This is a genomic window from Thermotoga sp. RQ7, assembly GCF_000832145.1.
Classification (GTDB): domain Bacteria; phylum Thermotogota; class Thermotogae; order Thermotogales; family Thermotogaceae; genus Thermotoga; species Thermotoga neapolitana.
The window spans coordinates 750,974-767,343 of sequence record NZ_CP007633.1 but is presented as its reverse complement, the minus strand read 5'-3'; the positions used below and the strand labels follow the sequence as shown (position 1 = coordinate 767,343).

Sequence of the window (16,370 nt, the reverse complement as noted above, 5' to 3'; positions counted from 1 at the left end):
TTCAGTATAATATATCACGGATGTGGGGCCGTAGCTCAGCTGGGAGAGCGCTACCTTCGCACGGTAGAGGTCGTGGGTTCAAGTCCCATCGGCTCCACCAAAGAAAAAACCCCCGCGTTCGCGGGGGTTTCTTTTTCTTGCAACTCTGGGATTCAATCTTTCGGAAAAACGATGAACTTGATGGCCGTTCTCGTTTCGCCGTTGATCTGCACCTCTGTGAAAGCGGGTACACACACGAGGTTGATTCCACTCGGAGCGAGATAACCCCTTGCAATGGCAATGGCCTTCACAGCCTGGTTCACCGCACCGGCTCCGATTGCCTGAAGTTCCGCTTTTCCTTTCTCTCTGATAACACCTGCGAGTGCTCCTGCTACTTTGTTGGGGTTGGAATTGGAAGCAACCTTGAGTACTTCCATGGGTTTCTACCTCCTCTACGGTGAGTGTTTTTTCTTGGTTTCCTCGAACACTGGTTTATTGGCTTCGGCTGGCGCGCCCGGCAGGACTCGAACCCGCAACCATCGGATCCGAAGTCCGACGCTCTATCCAATTGAGCTACGGGCGCGCAACTGGGGTGACCAGCGGGACTCGAACCCGCGACCACCTGATCCACAGTCAGGCGCTCTACCAACTGAGCTATGGTCACCACGAAAAAAATGGCGCGCCCGGCAGGACTCGAACCTGCAACCCTCGGATTAGAAATCCGATGCTCTATCCTGTTGAGCTACGGGCGCACCACCAACCTGGAGCGGGCGACGGGACTCGAACCCGCAACCCTCGGCTTGGAAGGCCGATGCTCTACCAGTTGAGCTACACCCGCCCGTCAAAGACCCTCCAGGCACTAAAAATATTATCATATTCGTACGGGATCGTCAAGAGAGGTGGTGTTCTTTCATATGATCAACTGATCCTCCTTGTTGAAGAAGGCCCGATATCCCAGCATCAAAAACACACTGACACTGATCGTTACTCCCCCGAGGATTCCGAGCATTATGGCTATCTGGTATTTTATAGCGGTTATAGGAGAAGTTCCAGAGAGAATCTGCCCTGTCATCATACCAGGAAGAAAGACGATTCCCATTCCGATCATGGAATTTATCGTTGGAAGAATGGCAGAATCGAAGGCCTTATCGCTGAAGTATTTCGTTGCGTCCTTTGGTCTTGCTCCCAGCATCAGGGCTGCCTCAACGAGAGGTTTTTGAGAGAGAATCGATTCAGAAAGGCTTTTTACACCAAGAGACACTCCCGTCATGGAGTTTCCAATGATCATCCCCGCAAGGGGAACGACGTATCTTGGATCGAACCATGGACTGATCCTCACCACCACGTAGAGAAAATAAAAAAGGCTCAGGAGAGTGCCCGAACTCACGGAGATGGCTATGAAAAATTCAAGACGCATCTTCACATTCTTTGGGAGCGAGAGTTTTGCTCTTCTGTACACGTTGTAGATCGCAAACGCCTCCATAACGATCACGGCCAGGATCGTGTAAAACGGTGTGGGATTTTCCAGGATGTAACTCAAGACGAAACCGGCCAGTACCAGCTGAATCGTCATACGAAGAGACGCCATCAAAACATCCTTTTCTCTGGGGATCTTCCGAGCCTTCAGGATCAACATCAAAATCACCACAAAAACGTAGGCACTCAGAAGTTGCACCAGGCTAATGTCCACTGGTCCCATTCAGTACCCTCCCATCTTTCATTTCTATCAGTCGGTTTGCGAATCTTCTCAGTTCTGGGTCGTGTGTGACCACGATGAGCGTTTTATTCCTCTTTCGTACAAGGTCAACCACCCTTCTTATGATCTCAATTCCAGTTTCCCTGTCCAAAGATGAAGTGGGCTCGTCCAGAAGAAACACGTCCGGATCCATGAGCAAAACCCTCGCGAGTGCCAGGCGCTGTTTTTCTCCTCCTGAGAATTTTTCTGGGTCATCGTTCAATGACTTTTTCAGCATCACAAACTCCAGAATTTCTCTGAGTCTCTCATCGGAAGGGATTTTCTTTTCTGAAAACCTCAAGCCCGCAATGAGATTTTCCCTCACATCACCCGGAAAAACCACGGGAAACTGCGGTAACATGACTACCTTTCTTCTGAGATCAACAGAGTCTATCTTTTCAAGAGATTCTCCTTTGAAGAAGATTTTTCCTCTGTCCGGAGTGATCATCTTGTTCAGCATCTTCAGGAGGGTCGTTTTTCCGGAACCACTTTCACCCGTGATGACGGTGATCATCTTTTCAGGGATGTACAGTTCTTCGATTTCAAGAATGTTTTTGTACTTCACGTTCCTGAGAAGAAACATACTCTTTCTCCCCTTGAACATATTCGTGTGTGCTGCTATAATAGAGAACAGGTGGAGAGGTGGCCGAGCGGCCTAAGGCGCTTGCCTGCTAAGCAAGTGTGGGGGTTTCCCCACCGTGGGTTCGAATCCCACCCTCTCCGCCAGTTTTTTATATGTGCCCGTAGCTCAGTTGGATAGAGCGCCAGACTGCGGATCTGGAGGTTGGGGGTTCGAATCCCCCCGGGCACGCCACCTCTTTTCAATGATCTCCCAGGCGATGCCATACCTGTATCCTTTCGTACTCACTGTCATCTTCGGCGAGTATTTCTTCAAGAGAGCGATCGTCACGATTCCACCTGCGAGTATCGTCTTTTCCCTTCCTTCCGGCAGTATCTTCAGTTTTCTGATATCTTCGAAGCTCATTTTTCTGATCTGATCAACTATCTTCTGTACTCTCTCTATCTCCAGAGTACTTCCGTGTATGGACTTCAGATCCCATTTTCCCTTCATCAGGGCAGCCAACGCTACGAAACTTCCTCCAACTCCGAACAGATCGCTTTTGGCCAGGTCTGGTAATTTATCCATTACGTATTCAACCACATCGTCCACGGATTTCCTGAATGGAAGTGTTAAGGAAAAGATACGATTCAAAATATGGGTTCCGAGTTCAAGACTCGTGTATCCATCTTTCCATGCAAGCTCAAGGCTTCCACCTCCAAGATCCGCCACCAGAATGTCTTCCTTTCCGAAATCTCTCACCACAGAGATGTAAGAATAACGTGCTTCCTCCTCCTCTGATAGGATCTTCCCCCTACCACCCGTTATTTCATGAAAAATATCGGGGTTTTTTCTGAAGAACGCTGTACCGAATATGTGAAGTTCTGCTTCCAGTTCTTCTGCCTTTCTCACACATTTTCCGAACACCTCTTTTGCTCTCTGAAGATTTCCGGATGCGATCCCCACCTCGTGTACCTCTTCAAGGATCACATCTCCCTTCTCAGAGACGATGAGAATGATGAACGAGTTACTTCCCATGTCAAGCAACGCTATCATGCCCTTCCCCCCCCTGATGTTAGAATATTTCTGGGAGGTGGAAACATGAGTGTGCAGATCGAAGTTGTGGATGTTACCATTCCCGAAGGTGCGAACATCATTTTGGGACATTCTCATTTTATCAAGACCGTTGAGGATCTTTACGAGGTGATGGTGACGACCAATCCCAATCTGGAGTTCGGTATAGCCTTCAACGAAGCAAGTGGACCCTGTCTTGTTAGATACGAGGGAAACGATGAAGAATTGGTGAAGCAGGCGATCGAAACAGCAAAGAGGATAGGAGCCGGTCATATCTTTGTAATCTACATAAGAGGAGGATACCCCATCAACATACTGAACCAGATCAAGAACGTTCAGGAAGTGTGCAGGATCTACACGGCAACTGCCAATCCTCTTCAGGTGATAGTTGGCATAACCTCTCAGGGAAGGGCGGTTCTGGGGGTCGTTGATGGTTACTCACCGAAGGGTGTGGAAGGAGAGGAAGACAAAAAGAAACGACACGCGTTCCTCAGGGAGGTAACAAAGTACAAAAAATGATCCCCCCGCTCACGCGGGGGTTCTGTTTTTTCTCTTTTCCACCTGTTTTCTCAAACGGCAGAAAGAACATATCTGGGCTGTGGTTGGATACCCGCACTCTTTACATTCTCTCAGGTTTTCCACCTCGTATTTCGGTTCTTTCTTTCTTTTCAGGAAACCGAGGTAGAAGTTCAATGTGATGCCGGGCTGATCTTCTTCGAGTTCTCTTAAAACTTTTTTGTACACAAGAGACGTCGCTCCGACCGAGAACGGACAGGCCATTTCGAGGTGAGGTATCTCGTTGAGCGTTGCGTACAGTTTTATGTCCTCCTCGTAATTGAGCACGAGGGGTTTGGCTTTTGGAACGAGTTTTTCGTGTGTTTTTGGAAGAAGAGGCCACTGCCTTTCTAGGTATCCCTCCTGCCAGTGCAGGATGTTTCCCAGAAGAACAGATGCTTCATCGTTCAGGTTGTGACCCGTTACCACCACGTCGTATCCGTTTTCATAAGCGAATTTGTTCATAAGGTATCTTCTCACGACGCCACAAATTGAGCACACAGGTCTTCTCAACATAATGGAGATTTCCTGAGTGGAAAGTCCTTCGAAGTACTCTGTTGCGTCAACAATGTGAAGCTTTGTTCCAAGAAGTTCTGCGTTCTTTTCAACGATCTCCTGGGCTTTCTGAACCATTCTGCTTCGTCCTGCCCGTATGAACAAGGCGTCCACTTCGTATCCGAGTTTTTTCAGCATGTGCCACAATGAAACACTGTCTTTTCCACCGGAGACGGCTATCAGTATCTTCGAGTCTCTTCTGAACATTTTAAACTTTTTTATTGCCCTCTCTACTCTTCCCTCTATGAACTCGTTGAAGTGTTCTTTGCAGAGCTTGATGTTGTAGTGTCTCAGTTTCACCGAGGCGTCTCTTTTACACTTCGTACACTTCATTTTTTCCCTCCTTTCTGAGAAGCAGGAGTTTGAATTCGGTTCGATTAAATTGTACCACACTGGGTACAAATTTCTGTTTTTTCAGCGAAGATCGAGTGTGAATTTGGTGAGAATAATTTTTACTTTCTCCTTTCTTTTCAAACACATTTTGAACATTTTTGAAAGGTACCATGTCCATAAGGGTGATATAATGAAATTGGAAGACCCGGAGGTGAGACTATGTTTGATAAGTTCTCGGAAAAAACGGCTCAGATCTTTGTGACCGCCCAGGAAGAGGCAAAAGAACTCGGACATTCTTACGTGGGAACAGAACACCTTCTGCTCGCAATCCTGAAGGTAGATAAAGGTCCTGCTGTAGAAGTCCTTGAAGAGATGGGCGCATCTTACTCGAAGGTAAGATCGGAGATCATCTCCATGGTTGGCATGGGGATGAGAGGTTTTGTCCCATCACCCCAGATGACCCCCAGAGCCAAGAGGGTAACTGAGCTCGCCTATGAAGAGGCAAAGATCCTTGGAAGTGACAAGATAAATCCCGAGCACATTCTCCTTGGCATCCTCAGAGAAGGTGAAGGGATAGCGATCCACATACTGAGAAAACTGGGAGTGGATCTCAACGCTTTGAGAAGGGAGATCATAGACCTGTACTCTTATTCTTCGAACAGGAGCCTGGAATACGAAGAGGAAGAAGACTTCACCTACAGGTCCGTGAAACAACTCGAGGGATTCGGTGTCAATCTCACAGAACTTGCCGCAAAGAAAGAGTTAGACCCGGTTATAGGAAGAGACGAAGAAATAGAGAGGGTCATGCAGGTTCTTGTGAGAAGGAAGAAGAACAATCCAGTTCTGATAGGAGATCCAGGGGTTGGTAAGACTGCCATCGTCGAAGGGCTCGCTCAGAGGATAGTGGCGGGTGACGTTCCGGAGATTTTGAGAAACAAGGTTATCTTCTCGCTGGACGTCGCCGCTCTGGTTGCCGGCACAAAGTACAGAGGAGAGTTTGAAAAGAGAATGAAGAAGTTGCTTCAGATAGTGACGAAAGACAAAAACATCATACTCTTCATAGACGAGATACACACGATCGTTGGAGCAGGTTCAGCCGAGGGTGCCATCGACGCGGCGAACATTCTGAAACCCGCTCTTGCTCGAGGAGAGATAAGCTGTATAGGTGCAACCACGCCGGATGAGTACAGAAAGTACATAGAGAAAGATGCGGCCCTGGAAAGAAGGTTTCAGAAGATATATGTGAAGGAACCAACCGAAGAGGAAACACTCGAGATCTTGAAAGGTCTGAAGAAGAAATACGAATCACACCACAGGGTGATATACACGGACAAAGCACTGGAGGCAGCAGTTTACCTGTCCAAAAGGTACATAACGGATCATTTTCTCCCAGATAAGGCGATCGATGTGATCGATGAAGCCGGAGCCCGGGCAAGGCTCAAGGTCTTCATCATTCCTCCTGAGTTGAAATCAATCAAAAACGAACTGGAAAAGATAAGAACCGACAAGGAACTTGCCGTTTTGAATCAGGATTACGAAAAGGCAGCAAAGTTGAAAGAGAAAGAAATGGAGCTTGAGACAGAGTACAGAAGAAAATATGCCGAGTGGAGAAGAAAGGCGGAAACGGCCGTTGTGAAAGTGGATGTCGATGATATAGCAGAGGTTGTGTCCTCCTGGACAGGAGTGCCTCTCAAGAAGATCGAAGAAACGGAAGTGGAGAAACTCCTCAATCTCGAAGAAGCGCTCCACCAGAGGATCGTCGCCCAGGACGAGGCAATAAAGGCTGTTGCGAGGGCTATAAGGAGAGCAAGAAGTGGCTTGAAAGATCCAAGAAGACCGATTGGTGTCTTCCTCTTCCTTGGACCGACGGGAGTTGGAAAAACAGAACTTGCAAAGGCTCTCGCAGAGTATCTGTTTGGTGATGAAAGAGCGCTCATAAGATTCGACATGAGCGAGTACATGGAGAGATTCTCTGTCTCCAGGCTCATCGGAGCACCTCCTGGGTACGTGGGTTACGAAGAAGGAGGAACGCTCACAGAAAAAGTGAGAAGAAGGCCGTTCTCCGTCATCCTGTTCGACGAAATAGAAAAGGCTCATCCAGATGTTTTCAACTTGCTTCTTCAGATCATGGATGATGGAAGGCTCACCGACTCCCAGGGTCGCGAGGTCGATTTCAGAAACACCATAATCATCATGACAAGCAACATCGGAAGTTCCTACATCAACAAGTCCAAGAGGACCCTTGGATTCGTCGGTGACGATGACGAAGAGAAAGAATTCGATAAAATAAAGGAACTCGTGCTCGATGAGGTGAAGAGGACATTCAGACCAGAGTTCCTGAACAGGATCGATGAGACCATCATCTTCCATCCACTCAGGAAGGAACACATAGAACAGATCATCGATATACTCCTGAGGGATCTCAGAAAGAGATTGGCAGAGAAGAACATGAAACTTGTTTTGACCAAGAGTGCAAAGGAATTTCTGGTTGAAAAAGGATTCGATCCAGTGTACGGTGCCAGACCTTTGAAGAGGGCGATTCAGAGATACGTTGAAGATCCTCTCTCCGAGGAGATACTGAAGAGCAAGTTCGAAGAAGGAGACACGATCGTCTGCAGGGCTCACAAAGATGGTCTGAGATTCACGAAGAAGAAGGAAAAGAAAGAGAAGGTGGTCCAGTGAAGAAGTTCGTGTGCTCCAGCTGTGGTTACGTATCTCCGAAATGGTTTGGAAAGTGTCCCCAGTGTGGTGAGTACGATACGGCTGAAGAGATCCTAGAAAAAAAAGGCAGGGAGGGGAAACCCTCCCTGTTTTTGAATCTGGAGGTAGCTGGCGAGGTTTCCTTGCAGAGAATTGCCACTGGATTTTCAGAAATGGACAGGGTGTTCAAGGGAGGATTCATACCGGGGCAGGTGATTCTTCTTTCTGGAGAACCGGGCATAGGAAAAAGCACCCTTGCCCTCCAACTCGCAGAGACATTCGCACAAAGCGGGCTGGTTGTTTACATCTCCGGTGAAGAATCTCCACAGCAGTTGAAAATGAGGGCAGACAGACTGGCCATCAGGGGAAAGAAGAACATTTTGCTTGCGGTAGAAAACGATCTGGAAGAGTTGATACCGGTACTTCAAAGGGAAAAGGTCAAATTCGTGATCGTTGATTCACTCCAGACGGTTTTCTCTTCGGAACTGGGAAGCAGTCCTGGCAGTATCTCCCAGGTGAAGAACGTGACAATGAAGATGATCAACTTTGCGAAGAAAAAGAACGTTCCGGTCCTTCTGATAGGACACGTGACGAAGGAAGGGGAAATAGCCGGTCCGAAACTCGTAGAACACATGGTGGACACTGTTGCCTACTTCGAAGGCGACAGACGCACGGGTCTGAGACTGTTGAAGATCACGAAGAACAGATTTGGACCATCAGACGAGGTTGCCGTTTTTGAACTCGATGAAAAAGGATTCGTTCAGGTTGAAAATCCCTCTTTCACAGAGGGTGATACCGACCTTCCAGGGAACGTTCTCACCTGTGTCTTCGAAGGGACAAAACCCTTTGTCGTTCAGATACAGGCGCTCGTTTCCAAGAACAAAACCTTTTCACCGAAGAGAGTGTGCAAGGGAGTGGACGTGAACAGGGTTATGCTTTTGATAGCGGTGCTCAGCAAACTTCTGAAACTTCCAGTGGAAACACACGATGTTTATGTGAACGTGGTGGGAGGGCTCAGGATAACCGATCCCGCCGCAGATCTTGCCATCGCCCTTGCTATCGTCTCTTCGTATCTGGAAGTGTCCCTTCGAGATACGGTGGCCATCGGAGAGATAGGTTTGGACGGAAGGGTGAAAAAGGTTTACAATATTAATAGAAGATTGAACTCGTTGAAGGGTTTTGGCAGAATCATCGCACCTCCTTTCGAAGGATCGAAAGAGGGGGTCTTCATCGTTCATGACCTGAAGGAGGCAGTTTCTCTGATCGGGGGTGAGTCTTTTGGTCCCGCAGGAACTGATTGAAAAGATCAAGCTCATCTCACCCGGGACAGAGTTGAGAAAAGCGCTTGATGATATCATAAGTGCCAATTTCGGAGCCCTCATTTTCCTTGTCGATGATCCAAAAAAATACGATGACATCATTCAGGGGGGATTCTGGCTAGATACGGATTTTTCTGCGGAGAAGGTTTATGAACTTTCGAAGATGGATGGTGCCATCGTGCTCTCTGAGGACCTCACACGAATCTACTATGCAAACGTTCACCTTGTTCCCGATCCAACCATACCAACAGGAGAGACTGGAACGAGGCACAGAACCGCCGAAAGGCTGGCAAAACAGACAGGAAAGGTTGTCATAGCGGTTTCCAGAAGGAGGAACATCATCTCTCTCTACTACAAGAATTACAAGTACGTTGTGAATCAGGTGGACTTTTTGATCTCGAAGGTGACACAGGCGATCAGCACTCTTGAAAAGTACAAAGACAACTTTGACAAATTGCTTTCTGATCTTGAAGTACTTGAACTGGAGAACAGAGTTACACTCGCAGACGTGGTGAGAACGCTGATGAAGGGTGTAGAACTTTTGAGGATAACCGAAGAAACACGTCCTTACATTGTAGAACTCGGAGAAGAAGGAAGACTCGCAAGGATGCAACTCAGAGAACTGACAGAGGATGTGGATGACCTGATGGTTCTTCTCATAATGGACTACTCTTCTGACGAGGTGGATGAAGAAACGGCACAGGCTATTTTACAGGACTTTGTAACAAGAAGAGAACCTTCTCCTATCTCAATATCCAGAGTGCTTGGGTACGATGTTCAGCAGGTCTCTCAACTGGACGATATACTCGTTTCCGCAAGAGGATACAGGCTGCTCAAGACCGCAGCGAGAATACCCATCAGTATTGGCTACAACGTTGTCAAGATGTTCAAGACTTTGGACCAGATCAGTAAAGCCTCCGTGGAAGATCTCAAAAAAGTGGAAGGAATCGGTGAAAAAAGGGCAAAAGCCATATCGGAAAGTATCAGTTCATTAAAACACAGAAGAACTTCCGAATGATTGTGGTAATATATTCTATGAAGTAGTTTTTTTAAAAACAATTTGAGAATTTTATCACAAAATCGTGAAACCAATTCTATGGGGAGGTGCTTTGCTTTGGCTGAAGTGACGGTTGTCATAAATGGAAGGACTTTGAATGTGCCGGACAATCTCACCGTTCTGGAAGCCTGTGAAAGGGCAGGAGTGGAAATCCCTGCGCTGTGTCACCATCCAAGACTTGGTGAGTCGATCGGTGCCTGCAGAGTGTGTATCGTCGAGGTGGAGGGAGCCAGGAATCTTCAGCCGGCGTGTGTGACGAAAGTGAGAGATGGCATGGTCATAAAGACCTCCTCTGACAGAGTGAAGACCGCAAGAAAGTTCAATCTCGCTTTGCTCCTCTCCGAGCATCCCAACGACTGTATGAGCTGTGAGGCGAACGGAAGATGTGAGTTTCAGGATTTGATCTACAAGTACGATGTGGAACCCATTTTTGGCTACGGTACGAAAGAGGGCCTGATCGACAAAAGTAGTCCCGCTATCGTGAGAGAAATCTCCAAGTGTATCAAGTGCCAGAGGTGTGTCAGAGTATGTTCTGAGGTCCAGGGAATGCACATCTACTCTATGGTGGAAAGAGGTTACAGGACCTATCCCGGAACACCCTTCGACATGCCCGTTTACGAGACAGACTGTATCGGTTGTGGACAGTGTGCTGTGTTCTGCCCAACAGGTGCCATCGTTGAAAACTCCGCGGTGAAGGTCGTCCTTGAAGAACTCGAAAAGAAAGAAAAGATCCTGGTTGTTCAAACGGCACCTTCCGTGAGGGTTGCAATCGGTGAGGAGTTCGGCTATGCTCCCGGAACGGTCTCCACTGGTCAACTTGTTGCTGCTCTCAGAAGACTCGGCTTTGATTACGTTTTCGACACGAACTTTGGAGCCGACCTCACCATAATGGAGGAAGGAAGCGAGTTCCTCGAAAGGCTGGAAAAGGGTGATCTCGAAGACCTTCCCATGTTCACTTCCTGCTGCCCTGGATGGGTGAACCTTGTGGAGAAGGTCTATCCTGAGCTCAGAACCAGGCTCTCCAGTGCAAAATCTCCTCAGGGAATGCTCTCTGCTCTGGTGAAGACGTACTTTGCAGAAAAACTCGGGGTGAAGCCAGAGGACATCTTCCACGTATCCATCATGCCGTGTACGGCGAAGAAAGATGAGGCGATGAGAAAACAGCTCATGGTGAACGGTGTACCTGCGGTGGACGTTGTTCTCACCACAAGAGAACTCGGAAAACTGATCAGGATCAAGAAAATTCCGTTTGCGAACCTGCCCGAAGAGGAGTACGACGCACCCCTTGGCATCTCAACGGGTGCTGCTGCCCTGTTTGGTGTTACCGGTGGTGTGATGGAGGCTGCCCTGAGAACGGCGTACGAGCTCAAGACTGGGAAGACACTTCCAAAGCTTGTATTTGAGGACGTGCGAGGATTGAAGGGCGTCAAAGAAGCAGAAGTGGAACTCGATGGTCAGAAGATCAGGGTAGCGGTAGTCCATGGCACGGCCAACGTGAGGAACCTCGTTGAAAAGATTCTCCGGAGGGAAGTGAAGTACCACTTCGTCGAGGTCATGGCGTGTCCCGGTGGCTGTATCGGTGGAGGAGGACAGCCCTACAGCAGAGATCCTGAGGTGCTCAGAAAGAGAGCTGAGGCGATCTACACTATCGATGAAAGAATGACCATTAGGAAATCTCACGAAAATCCGGCCATCAAGAAGCTCTACGAGGAATACCTCGAACATCCCCTCAGCCACAGGGCACACGAACTCTTGCACACTTACTACGAAGACAGGTCGAGGAAGAAAAAGCTTGCGATAAAGTGATGCGGGAGGGTTGTTCCCTCCCTTTCTCTTTTGGGGGTGATCCACATGAAGAGGATAACCCTTGTTCTGGTCCTTCTGTCGGCTTCTTTCCTTTTTGGACTCACCGTTCTCAACCCCTTCGGTCCTGCACTGATACCGGTTGTGCCGATAATGAGTGGAAAGGTGTCGGATGATGTGAACATCGAAATCTGGAAGAATCCGGAAGAGGCTGTGGCAAAGATCGTTTCTGGAAAGGTCGACTTTGCTGTGCTTCCTGTAACCGTCGGAGCGAATCTCTACGCAAAAGGTGTCAGGATTCAACTTGTGGGTGTGCACGAGTGGAAGGTGTTCTACCTTGTTGCTGCAAGTGATGCTGGTTTCGATGGTTGGGAGAGTCTTCGGGGAAAGGAGGTCTATACCCCCCATGGAAGAGGGCAGACCGTTGACGTGCTGATGAGGTACTTCCTGTCGAAGTCGGGTTTAAAACCCGATGAAGACGTGAAGATTCTCTACGCTCCCCCTCAGGAGATAGTGGCCCTTTTCAAGGCTGGGAAAGTGAAGTATGCGGCCCTACCTGAGCCTTTCGTTTCCATGTGTCTTGATAGAGGAAGGGTGGTGCTTGATTTTCAGGAGGAGTGGGGAAAAGAGGCGGGAGTTCCCGGAAGAATTCCGATTGCGGGGCTTTTTGTGAGAGAGGGAGTGGATGAAGAAACGGTCAGGAAAGTTGAAGAGGTTCTTTCGGCTTCGATAGAATGGATGAAGAAGAATCTCGAAGAGACCGTTCAACTCTCTTCTGAAAAGCTCGGCATTCCGTATGAAATCCTCAGGGCCTCACTCGAGAGGATAGAGTTTCAGTATGTACCGTCGAAAGAATGCAAAGACGAGGTCTCGCTCTTTCTTCAAAAACTGAACGAACTCTATCCGGAAGGTCTTCAGAAGGTGCCGGACGAAGGATTCTACAGGAAATGAAAACACTATCTGGAATCGTTTTCGTTCTCTTTGTGTGGTATCTTCTTCATCTTCTCTTTCCTTCTTCTCTGATTCTGCCCGGTCCCCTGGAGACTTTTAAAGTTCTCGTTGAAACTATGAACAGAGAAACACTCGAGGCTTTTCTGAGTACACTGTGGAAAGGAGCACTTTCCACAGTGGTTGTTATCGCAGTGGGACTTCCAGTGGGATTTCTCATGGGAACTAGCGATAGGGTGTACGAATTTTTGCGTCCTGTGATTACGGTGATACAGGCAGTACCGGTCATCTCCTGGCTTGCGGTTGTGATCTTTTTGTGGGGTATAGGGTGGCAGGGACCCGTTGTCATATCCATCCTTTCCCTCCTTCCGGTTGCCATCTTCACAACCGTATCGGGTGTCAGAAGTGTCGACAGAAAACTTGTAGAAGTGATGAGGGTTTACAGAGTACCCCGGACAAAGGTTTTGAAAGAGGTGTACCTTGGCTCGCTCTGGCCGTTCGTCCTTTCCATTCTTGAGGTTTCCTCCGGGAACGTCTGGAAGGCGATCGTCATGGCAGAGTATCTCTGTGGTGACAGGGGACTCGGTGTTTTGATCTCCTGGGCAAGGCAGTACGTGGATGTGCCTCGTGTGTACGCTCTCACCATCTTCACAGTGGCTCTTGGAATATCTTTCGAGAGACTTGTGAAAGTGCTCACGGGGAGGGTGTGGAGAAGGTGGAGACTCTCCTGAGGGTTGAGAATCTGAAGAAAGACTTCGATGGTGTGACGGTGATAGAAGACTGGAACCTTGAAGTAAAGAAAGGGGAAAAAGTGGCCCTCCTTGGACCGTCTGGCTGTGGGAAGACCACGTTTTTGAGGATAATCGCTGGTCTTGAGAGTTTCCATGGAAGGGTGGAGATTTTCACAGAAAGGATAGGATACGTGTTTCAGGATCCCAGGTTGATTCCATGGAAAACGGTCATGGAAAACCTGAGACTGATCAGGGACGATCCAGAAAGGATAAGGTTTTTCCTGGAAAAAGTGGGTTTGGAGGGTGTTGAAGGACACTATCCCTGGCAGCTCAGCGAGGGGATGAAGCAGAGGGTGAACTTCGTGAGAGCTTTCCTTGTGGAGCCGGATCTTCTCCTTCTCGATGAACCTTTTGACGCCCTGGACTTGAAGACGAAAATACGGGTGATGGATCTTCTGATGGAACAGTGGGAAGGGAGAAATTTTTCCATTATCTTTGTGACTCACGACGTGAAAGAGGCCGTTTTCATAGCAGACAGAATCTTCTTTCTTTCTGGAAGGCCTTCCAAGCTCGTCGATGAAGTGACGCTGAACGAACGGGCGTTGAGTCTTGCCGATGAAAGACTGTTCGAGATGGAAAAGAGAGTGATCGAAAGGCTTCTCAACCTACCTCTATGAGCTTTATTTCCTCTGGAAGATCGATTTTGTCGACATCGATCTCCCGGACATCCTCTCTTGCCCACTCAAGAAGCTTTAGATCTTTGTAGAGATTTGCCACCTTGAAACCACTCATGCCGTGCTGTTTGAGTCCGAAGAACTCTCCTGGTCCCCTTGTCTTCAGATCGTACTCTGCTATCTTGAATCCATCTGTGTTTAGTGTGAAGAATCTGAGCCTTTCCATGGCTTCTTCTCCCACGTCACCCACCACAAGGAAGCAGTAGGCCTCCTGGCCTCCCCTTCCGACCCTTCCACGAAGCTGGTGAAGCTGGGCAAGACCGAACCTTTCGGGATTTTCTATCACCATAACGTTTGCCCTCGGAACGTCTATACCGACCTCTATAACGGTTGTGGATACGAGGATGTCGTATCTTCCCTCTGCAAATTCCATCATCACCCTGTCTTTCTCTTCCTGAGAGAGTTTGCCGTGCATGAGACCCACACGAAATTCCGGAAACACCTCCCTGGAGAGATACTCGAACATCTCAACAGCGGATTTTGCACTCAGTTTGTCAGATTCTTCGATCAGCGGGTAAACGATGAAAGCCTGGCCTCCTTTCATCACCTCCTGCCTCACAAACTCGTACACCTCGTTTACTCTGTCCATTGAAACAAGGATGGTCTGTACCTCTTTGCGTCCTGGTGGCATCTCGTCTATCACGGTGACGTCCAGATCTCCGTAAAAGGCAAGGGCCATACTTCGAGGAATCGGTGTGGCACTCATCACCAGCGTATCCACCATTCGTCCCTTGTTCATGAGGGCTTCTCTCTGTCTCACCCCAAAACGGTGTTGTTCATCGATTATGACAAGACCGAGATTCTTAAAATGAACGTCTTCCTGTATCAGGGCGTGTGTCCCTATCACAAGATCTATCTGACCGTTTTTGAGGCCAGATTTTATCTTTTCTTTTTCAGATGGAGAAGTTGCCCCGATGAGAAGTGCCACCCGAATATCGAATCTGGAGAAACTTTCCATGGTTCTTCTGTAATGCTGTATCGCAAGTATCGAGGTTGGAACCATGAAAGCAGCCTGAAATCCCGCTTCGTAGTTGTCCAGAATGGCAAGTTGGGCCACCACCGTTTTTCCAGAGCCAACATCTCCCTGAAGAAGACGGTTCATGGGCTTTTCTGAGATCATGTCCTTTCGTATTTCTTCGTGAGCCCTTTTCTGGGCGCCTGTGAGTTGAAAGGGCAGAGACTTTATGAACTCTTCTGCCAGTCTTCCTTCTATTTTCTTTGGGATTCCTCCGTGTTTTTCTCTTTCCCTCCTCACTTTCTGAAAGGCAAGCTGCAATGTGAACAGTTCTTCGTAAGCCAGTCTTTCTCTTGCCTTTTCAAGGTGATGAAGTGTCTTCGGAAAGTGCATACCGTAGTAAGCGTCTTTTATGCTGAGAAGATTTCTTTTCTTTATGATCCTTTCCGGGAGGGTCTCTTCCAGAGAACAGCAAAGAGAGGGTATGTTCTCCTCAAAGATTCTTCTCATCTGTTTCTGGGAAATACCGGAAGTCAGGCGGTAGATGGGAAATATCCGCCTTATGATCTCCCTTTCCTTTGGAAGGACTTCGGCGTTGTGAATTTCGTATTGACCGGTGTAAGGATTCAACTTCACGGTCCCTGTCACGAAAACTTCCTTGCCGACGAGCTGTTTCAGCTGGGTGAGGAGAAAGTCCTGGTTGAACCACTTGAGCAGCACGTGCATCAACCCATCGGACAGAACGGCCACCAGTATGTTCATGTTCTGAAATTTTTTCTTCTCCACACTCGAAATTTTTCCCTGCGTTGTCACCTTTCTTCCCGGTATCAGCTCGTTCAGTTTCAGGACCTTTCTTCTGTCTTCGTAGTCTCTGGGAAAGAATTCGAGAAGGTCCTTTAATGTCTCTATCCCAAGCTTTTTGAGCTTCTTTTTTCTTCCAGGACCAACTCCCCTGGCGTACTGAACGTCCGTTGAAAGGTCTATTTTTTCTGCTGAAGAACAGTTCAGATACTCTATGAGATACCACTTTCTGAGCTTTTCTATCATCTCAAAAGTTTTCCCGACTCTGTATCTCTTCCTTGGTTCTGGAAGGTGGGGAATCTCTCTCACGTAATCTACAAATGCACGAAGTTTGTTTTTTAAATCTTCGTTTTCCAGTAAAGGATCATCCAGCTCCCTGTGGAGCTGGAGGATTTTCTTTTCGTCGATTTGATCTTTCAACATACGTTCGATCTCGTCGAGAAATTCCTCCAGAAGTACAGGCAGAAGGATTCACCCCACCAGAAAGGAGAGGATGTAGAGTATTTGAAGTATTATGAAAGAAACTATCGAA

At 48.0% G+C, this 16,370-nt stretch carries 13 protein-coding genes and 7 tRNA genes; 11 read left to right on the top strand and 9 right to left on the bottom strand.

Annotated elements, in window-relative coordinates:
- Positions 1-24 precede the first annotated feature (24 nt).
- Positions 25-100: transfer RNA gene (locus TRQ7_RS03915), tRNA-Ala, on the top strand.
- Between the two features lie 52 nt (positions 101-152).
- On the opposite strand, the gene TRQ7_RS03910 is transcribed toward TRQ7_RS03915, so the two are convergent.
- The 7 genes from TRQ7_RS03910 to TRQ7_RS03880 all read right to left on the bottom strand — a co-directional run bounded on the left by TRQ7_RS03910 (position 153) and on the right by TRQ7_RS03880 (position 2,297).
- The gene (locus TRQ7_RS03910; protein WP_015918989.1) at positions 153-416 is read right to left on the bottom strand and encodes a stage V sporulation protein S; all 264 of its coding nucleotides are present in this window, start codon (positions 414-416) and stop codon (positions 153-155) included.
- Positions 417-485: 69 nt separating this feature from the next.
- Positions 486-562 (bottom strand) — tRNA-Arg (locus tag TRQ7_RS03905).
- 5 nt (positions 563-567) lie between these two features.
- Positions 568-643: transfer RNA gene (locus tag TRQ7_RS03900), tRNA-His, on the bottom strand.
- 11 nt (positions 644-654) lie between these two features.
- Positions 655-731: transfer RNA gene (locus TRQ7_RS03895), tRNA-Arg, on the bottom strand.
- A 10-nt stretch (positions 732-741) separates the two neighbouring features.
- Positions 742-817: transfer RNA gene (locus TRQ7_RS03890), tRNA-Gly, on the bottom strand.
- 72 nt (positions 818-889) lie between these two features.
- The gene (fetB, locus tag TRQ7_RS03885; protein ID WP_041844064.1) at positions 890-1,678 is read right to left on the bottom strand and encodes an iron export ABC transporter permease subunit FetB; all 789 of its coding nucleotides are present in this window, start codon (positions 1,676-1,678) and stop codon (positions 890-892) included.
- Positions 1,659-2,297 carry an ABC transporter ATP-binding protein gene (locus TRQ7_RS03880; RefSeq protein WP_041844063.1) on the bottom strand — a complete coding sequence of 213 codons (639 nt, stop codon included), beginning with the start codon at positions 2,295-2,297 and terminating at the stop codon, positions 1,659-1,661. The genes fetB and TRQ7_RS03880 overlap by 20 nt, the downstream gene beginning before the upstream one ends.
- Before the next feature lie 53 nt (positions 2,298-2,350).
- Between TRQ7_RS03880 and TRQ7_RS03875 the strand changes: the two genes are divergently transcribed.
- From TRQ7_RS03875 to TRQ7_RS03855, 3 genes are all read left to right on the top strand, one after another.
- Positions 2,351-2,440, top strand: a tRNA-Ser gene (locus TRQ7_RS03875).
- 11 nt (positions 2,441-2,451) lie between these two features.
- Positions 2,452-2,528, top strand: a tRNA-Arg gene (locus TRQ7_RS03870).
- Between the two features lie 846 nt (positions 2,529-3,374).
- On the top strand, positions 3,375-3,866 hold the full coding sequence (locus TRQ7_RS03855) for an adenosine-specific kinase (RefSeq protein WP_041844549.1): 492 nt from the start codon (positions 3,375-3,377) through the stop codon (positions 3,864-3,866).
- A 9-nt stretch (positions 3,867-3,875) separates the two neighbouring features.
- Here the strand turns inward: TRQ7_RS03855 and ttuA are convergent, their stop codons facing one another.
- On the bottom strand, positions 3,876-4,790 hold the full coding sequence (gene ttuA, locus TRQ7_RS03850; protein WP_041844061.1) for a tRNA-5-methyluridine(54) 2-sulfurtransferase: 915 nt from the start codon (positions 4,788-4,790) through the stop codon (positions 3,876-3,878).
- A 219-nt stretch (positions 4,791-5,009) separates the two neighbouring features.
- Between ttuA and TRQ7_RS03845 the strand changes: the two genes are divergently transcribed.
- The 7 genes from TRQ7_RS03845 to TRQ7_RS03815 all read left to right on the top strand — a co-directional run bounded on the left by TRQ7_RS03845 (position 5,010) and on the right by TRQ7_RS03815 (position 14,025).
- The gene (locus TRQ7_RS03845) at positions 5,010-7,472 is read left to right on the top strand and encodes an ATP-dependent Clp protease ATP-binding subunit (protein ID WP_041844060.1); all 2,463 of its coding nucleotides are present in this window, start codon (positions 5,010-5,012) and stop codon (positions 7,470-7,472) included.
- The gene (gene radA / locus TRQ7_RS03840) at positions 7,469-8,791 is read left to right on the top strand and encodes a DNA repair protein RadA (RefSeq protein WP_015918982.1); all 1,323 of its coding nucleotides are present in this window, start codon (positions 7,469-7,471) and stop codon (positions 8,789-8,791) included. The genes TRQ7_RS03845 and radA overlap by 4 nt, the downstream gene beginning before the upstream one ends.
- Positions 8,769-9,827, top strand: coding sequence for a DNA integrity scanning diadenylate cyclase DisA (gene disA / locus TRQ7_RS03835; RefSeq protein ID WP_015918981.1), 1,059 nt, complete (start codon positions 8,769-8,771; stop codon positions 9,825-9,827). The genes radA and disA overlap by 23 nt, the downstream gene beginning before the upstream one ends.
- Before the next feature lie 96 nt (positions 9,828-9,923).
- Positions 9,924-11,672 carry an NADH-dependent [FeFe] hydrogenase, group A6 gene (locus TRQ7_RS03830; protein ID WP_038066678.1) on the top strand — a complete coding sequence of 583 codons (1,749 nt, stop codon included), beginning with the start codon at positions 9,924-9,926 and terminating at the stop codon, positions 11,670-11,672.
- Between the two features lie 45 nt (positions 11,673-11,717).
- Positions 11,718-12,620, top strand: coding sequence for an ABC transporter substrate-binding protein (locus TRQ7_RS03825; protein WP_041844059.1), 903 nt, complete (start codon positions 11,718-11,720; stop codon positions 12,618-12,620).
- Positions 12,617-13,348, top strand: a complete 732-nt coding sequence (locus TRQ7_RS03820; protein WP_041844058.1) for an ABC transporter permease — start codon at positions 12,617-12,619, stop codon at positions 13,346-13,348. The genes TRQ7_RS03825 and TRQ7_RS03820 overlap by 4 nt, the downstream gene beginning before the upstream one ends.
- Complete coding sequence (locus tag TRQ7_RS03815; protein WP_041844057.1) at positions 13,324-14,025, top strand: ABC transporter ATP-binding protein; 702 nt, start codon at positions 13,324-13,326, stop codon at positions 14,023-14,025. Before TRQ7_RS03820 ends, TRQ7_RS03815 begins: the two co-directional genes overlap by 25 nt.
- On the opposite strand, the gene recG is transcribed toward TRQ7_RS03815, so the two are convergent.
- A complete protein-coding gene (recG, locus tag TRQ7_RS03810) occupies positions 14,009-16,261 on the bottom strand; it encodes an ATP-dependent DNA helicase RecG (RefSeq protein WP_236681736.1) in 2,253 nt (750 codons plus the stop codon). The two genes, TRQ7_RS03815 and recG, sit on opposite strands and share 17 nt — an antisense overlap.
- Positions 16,262-16,370: the final 109 nt, after the last annotated feature.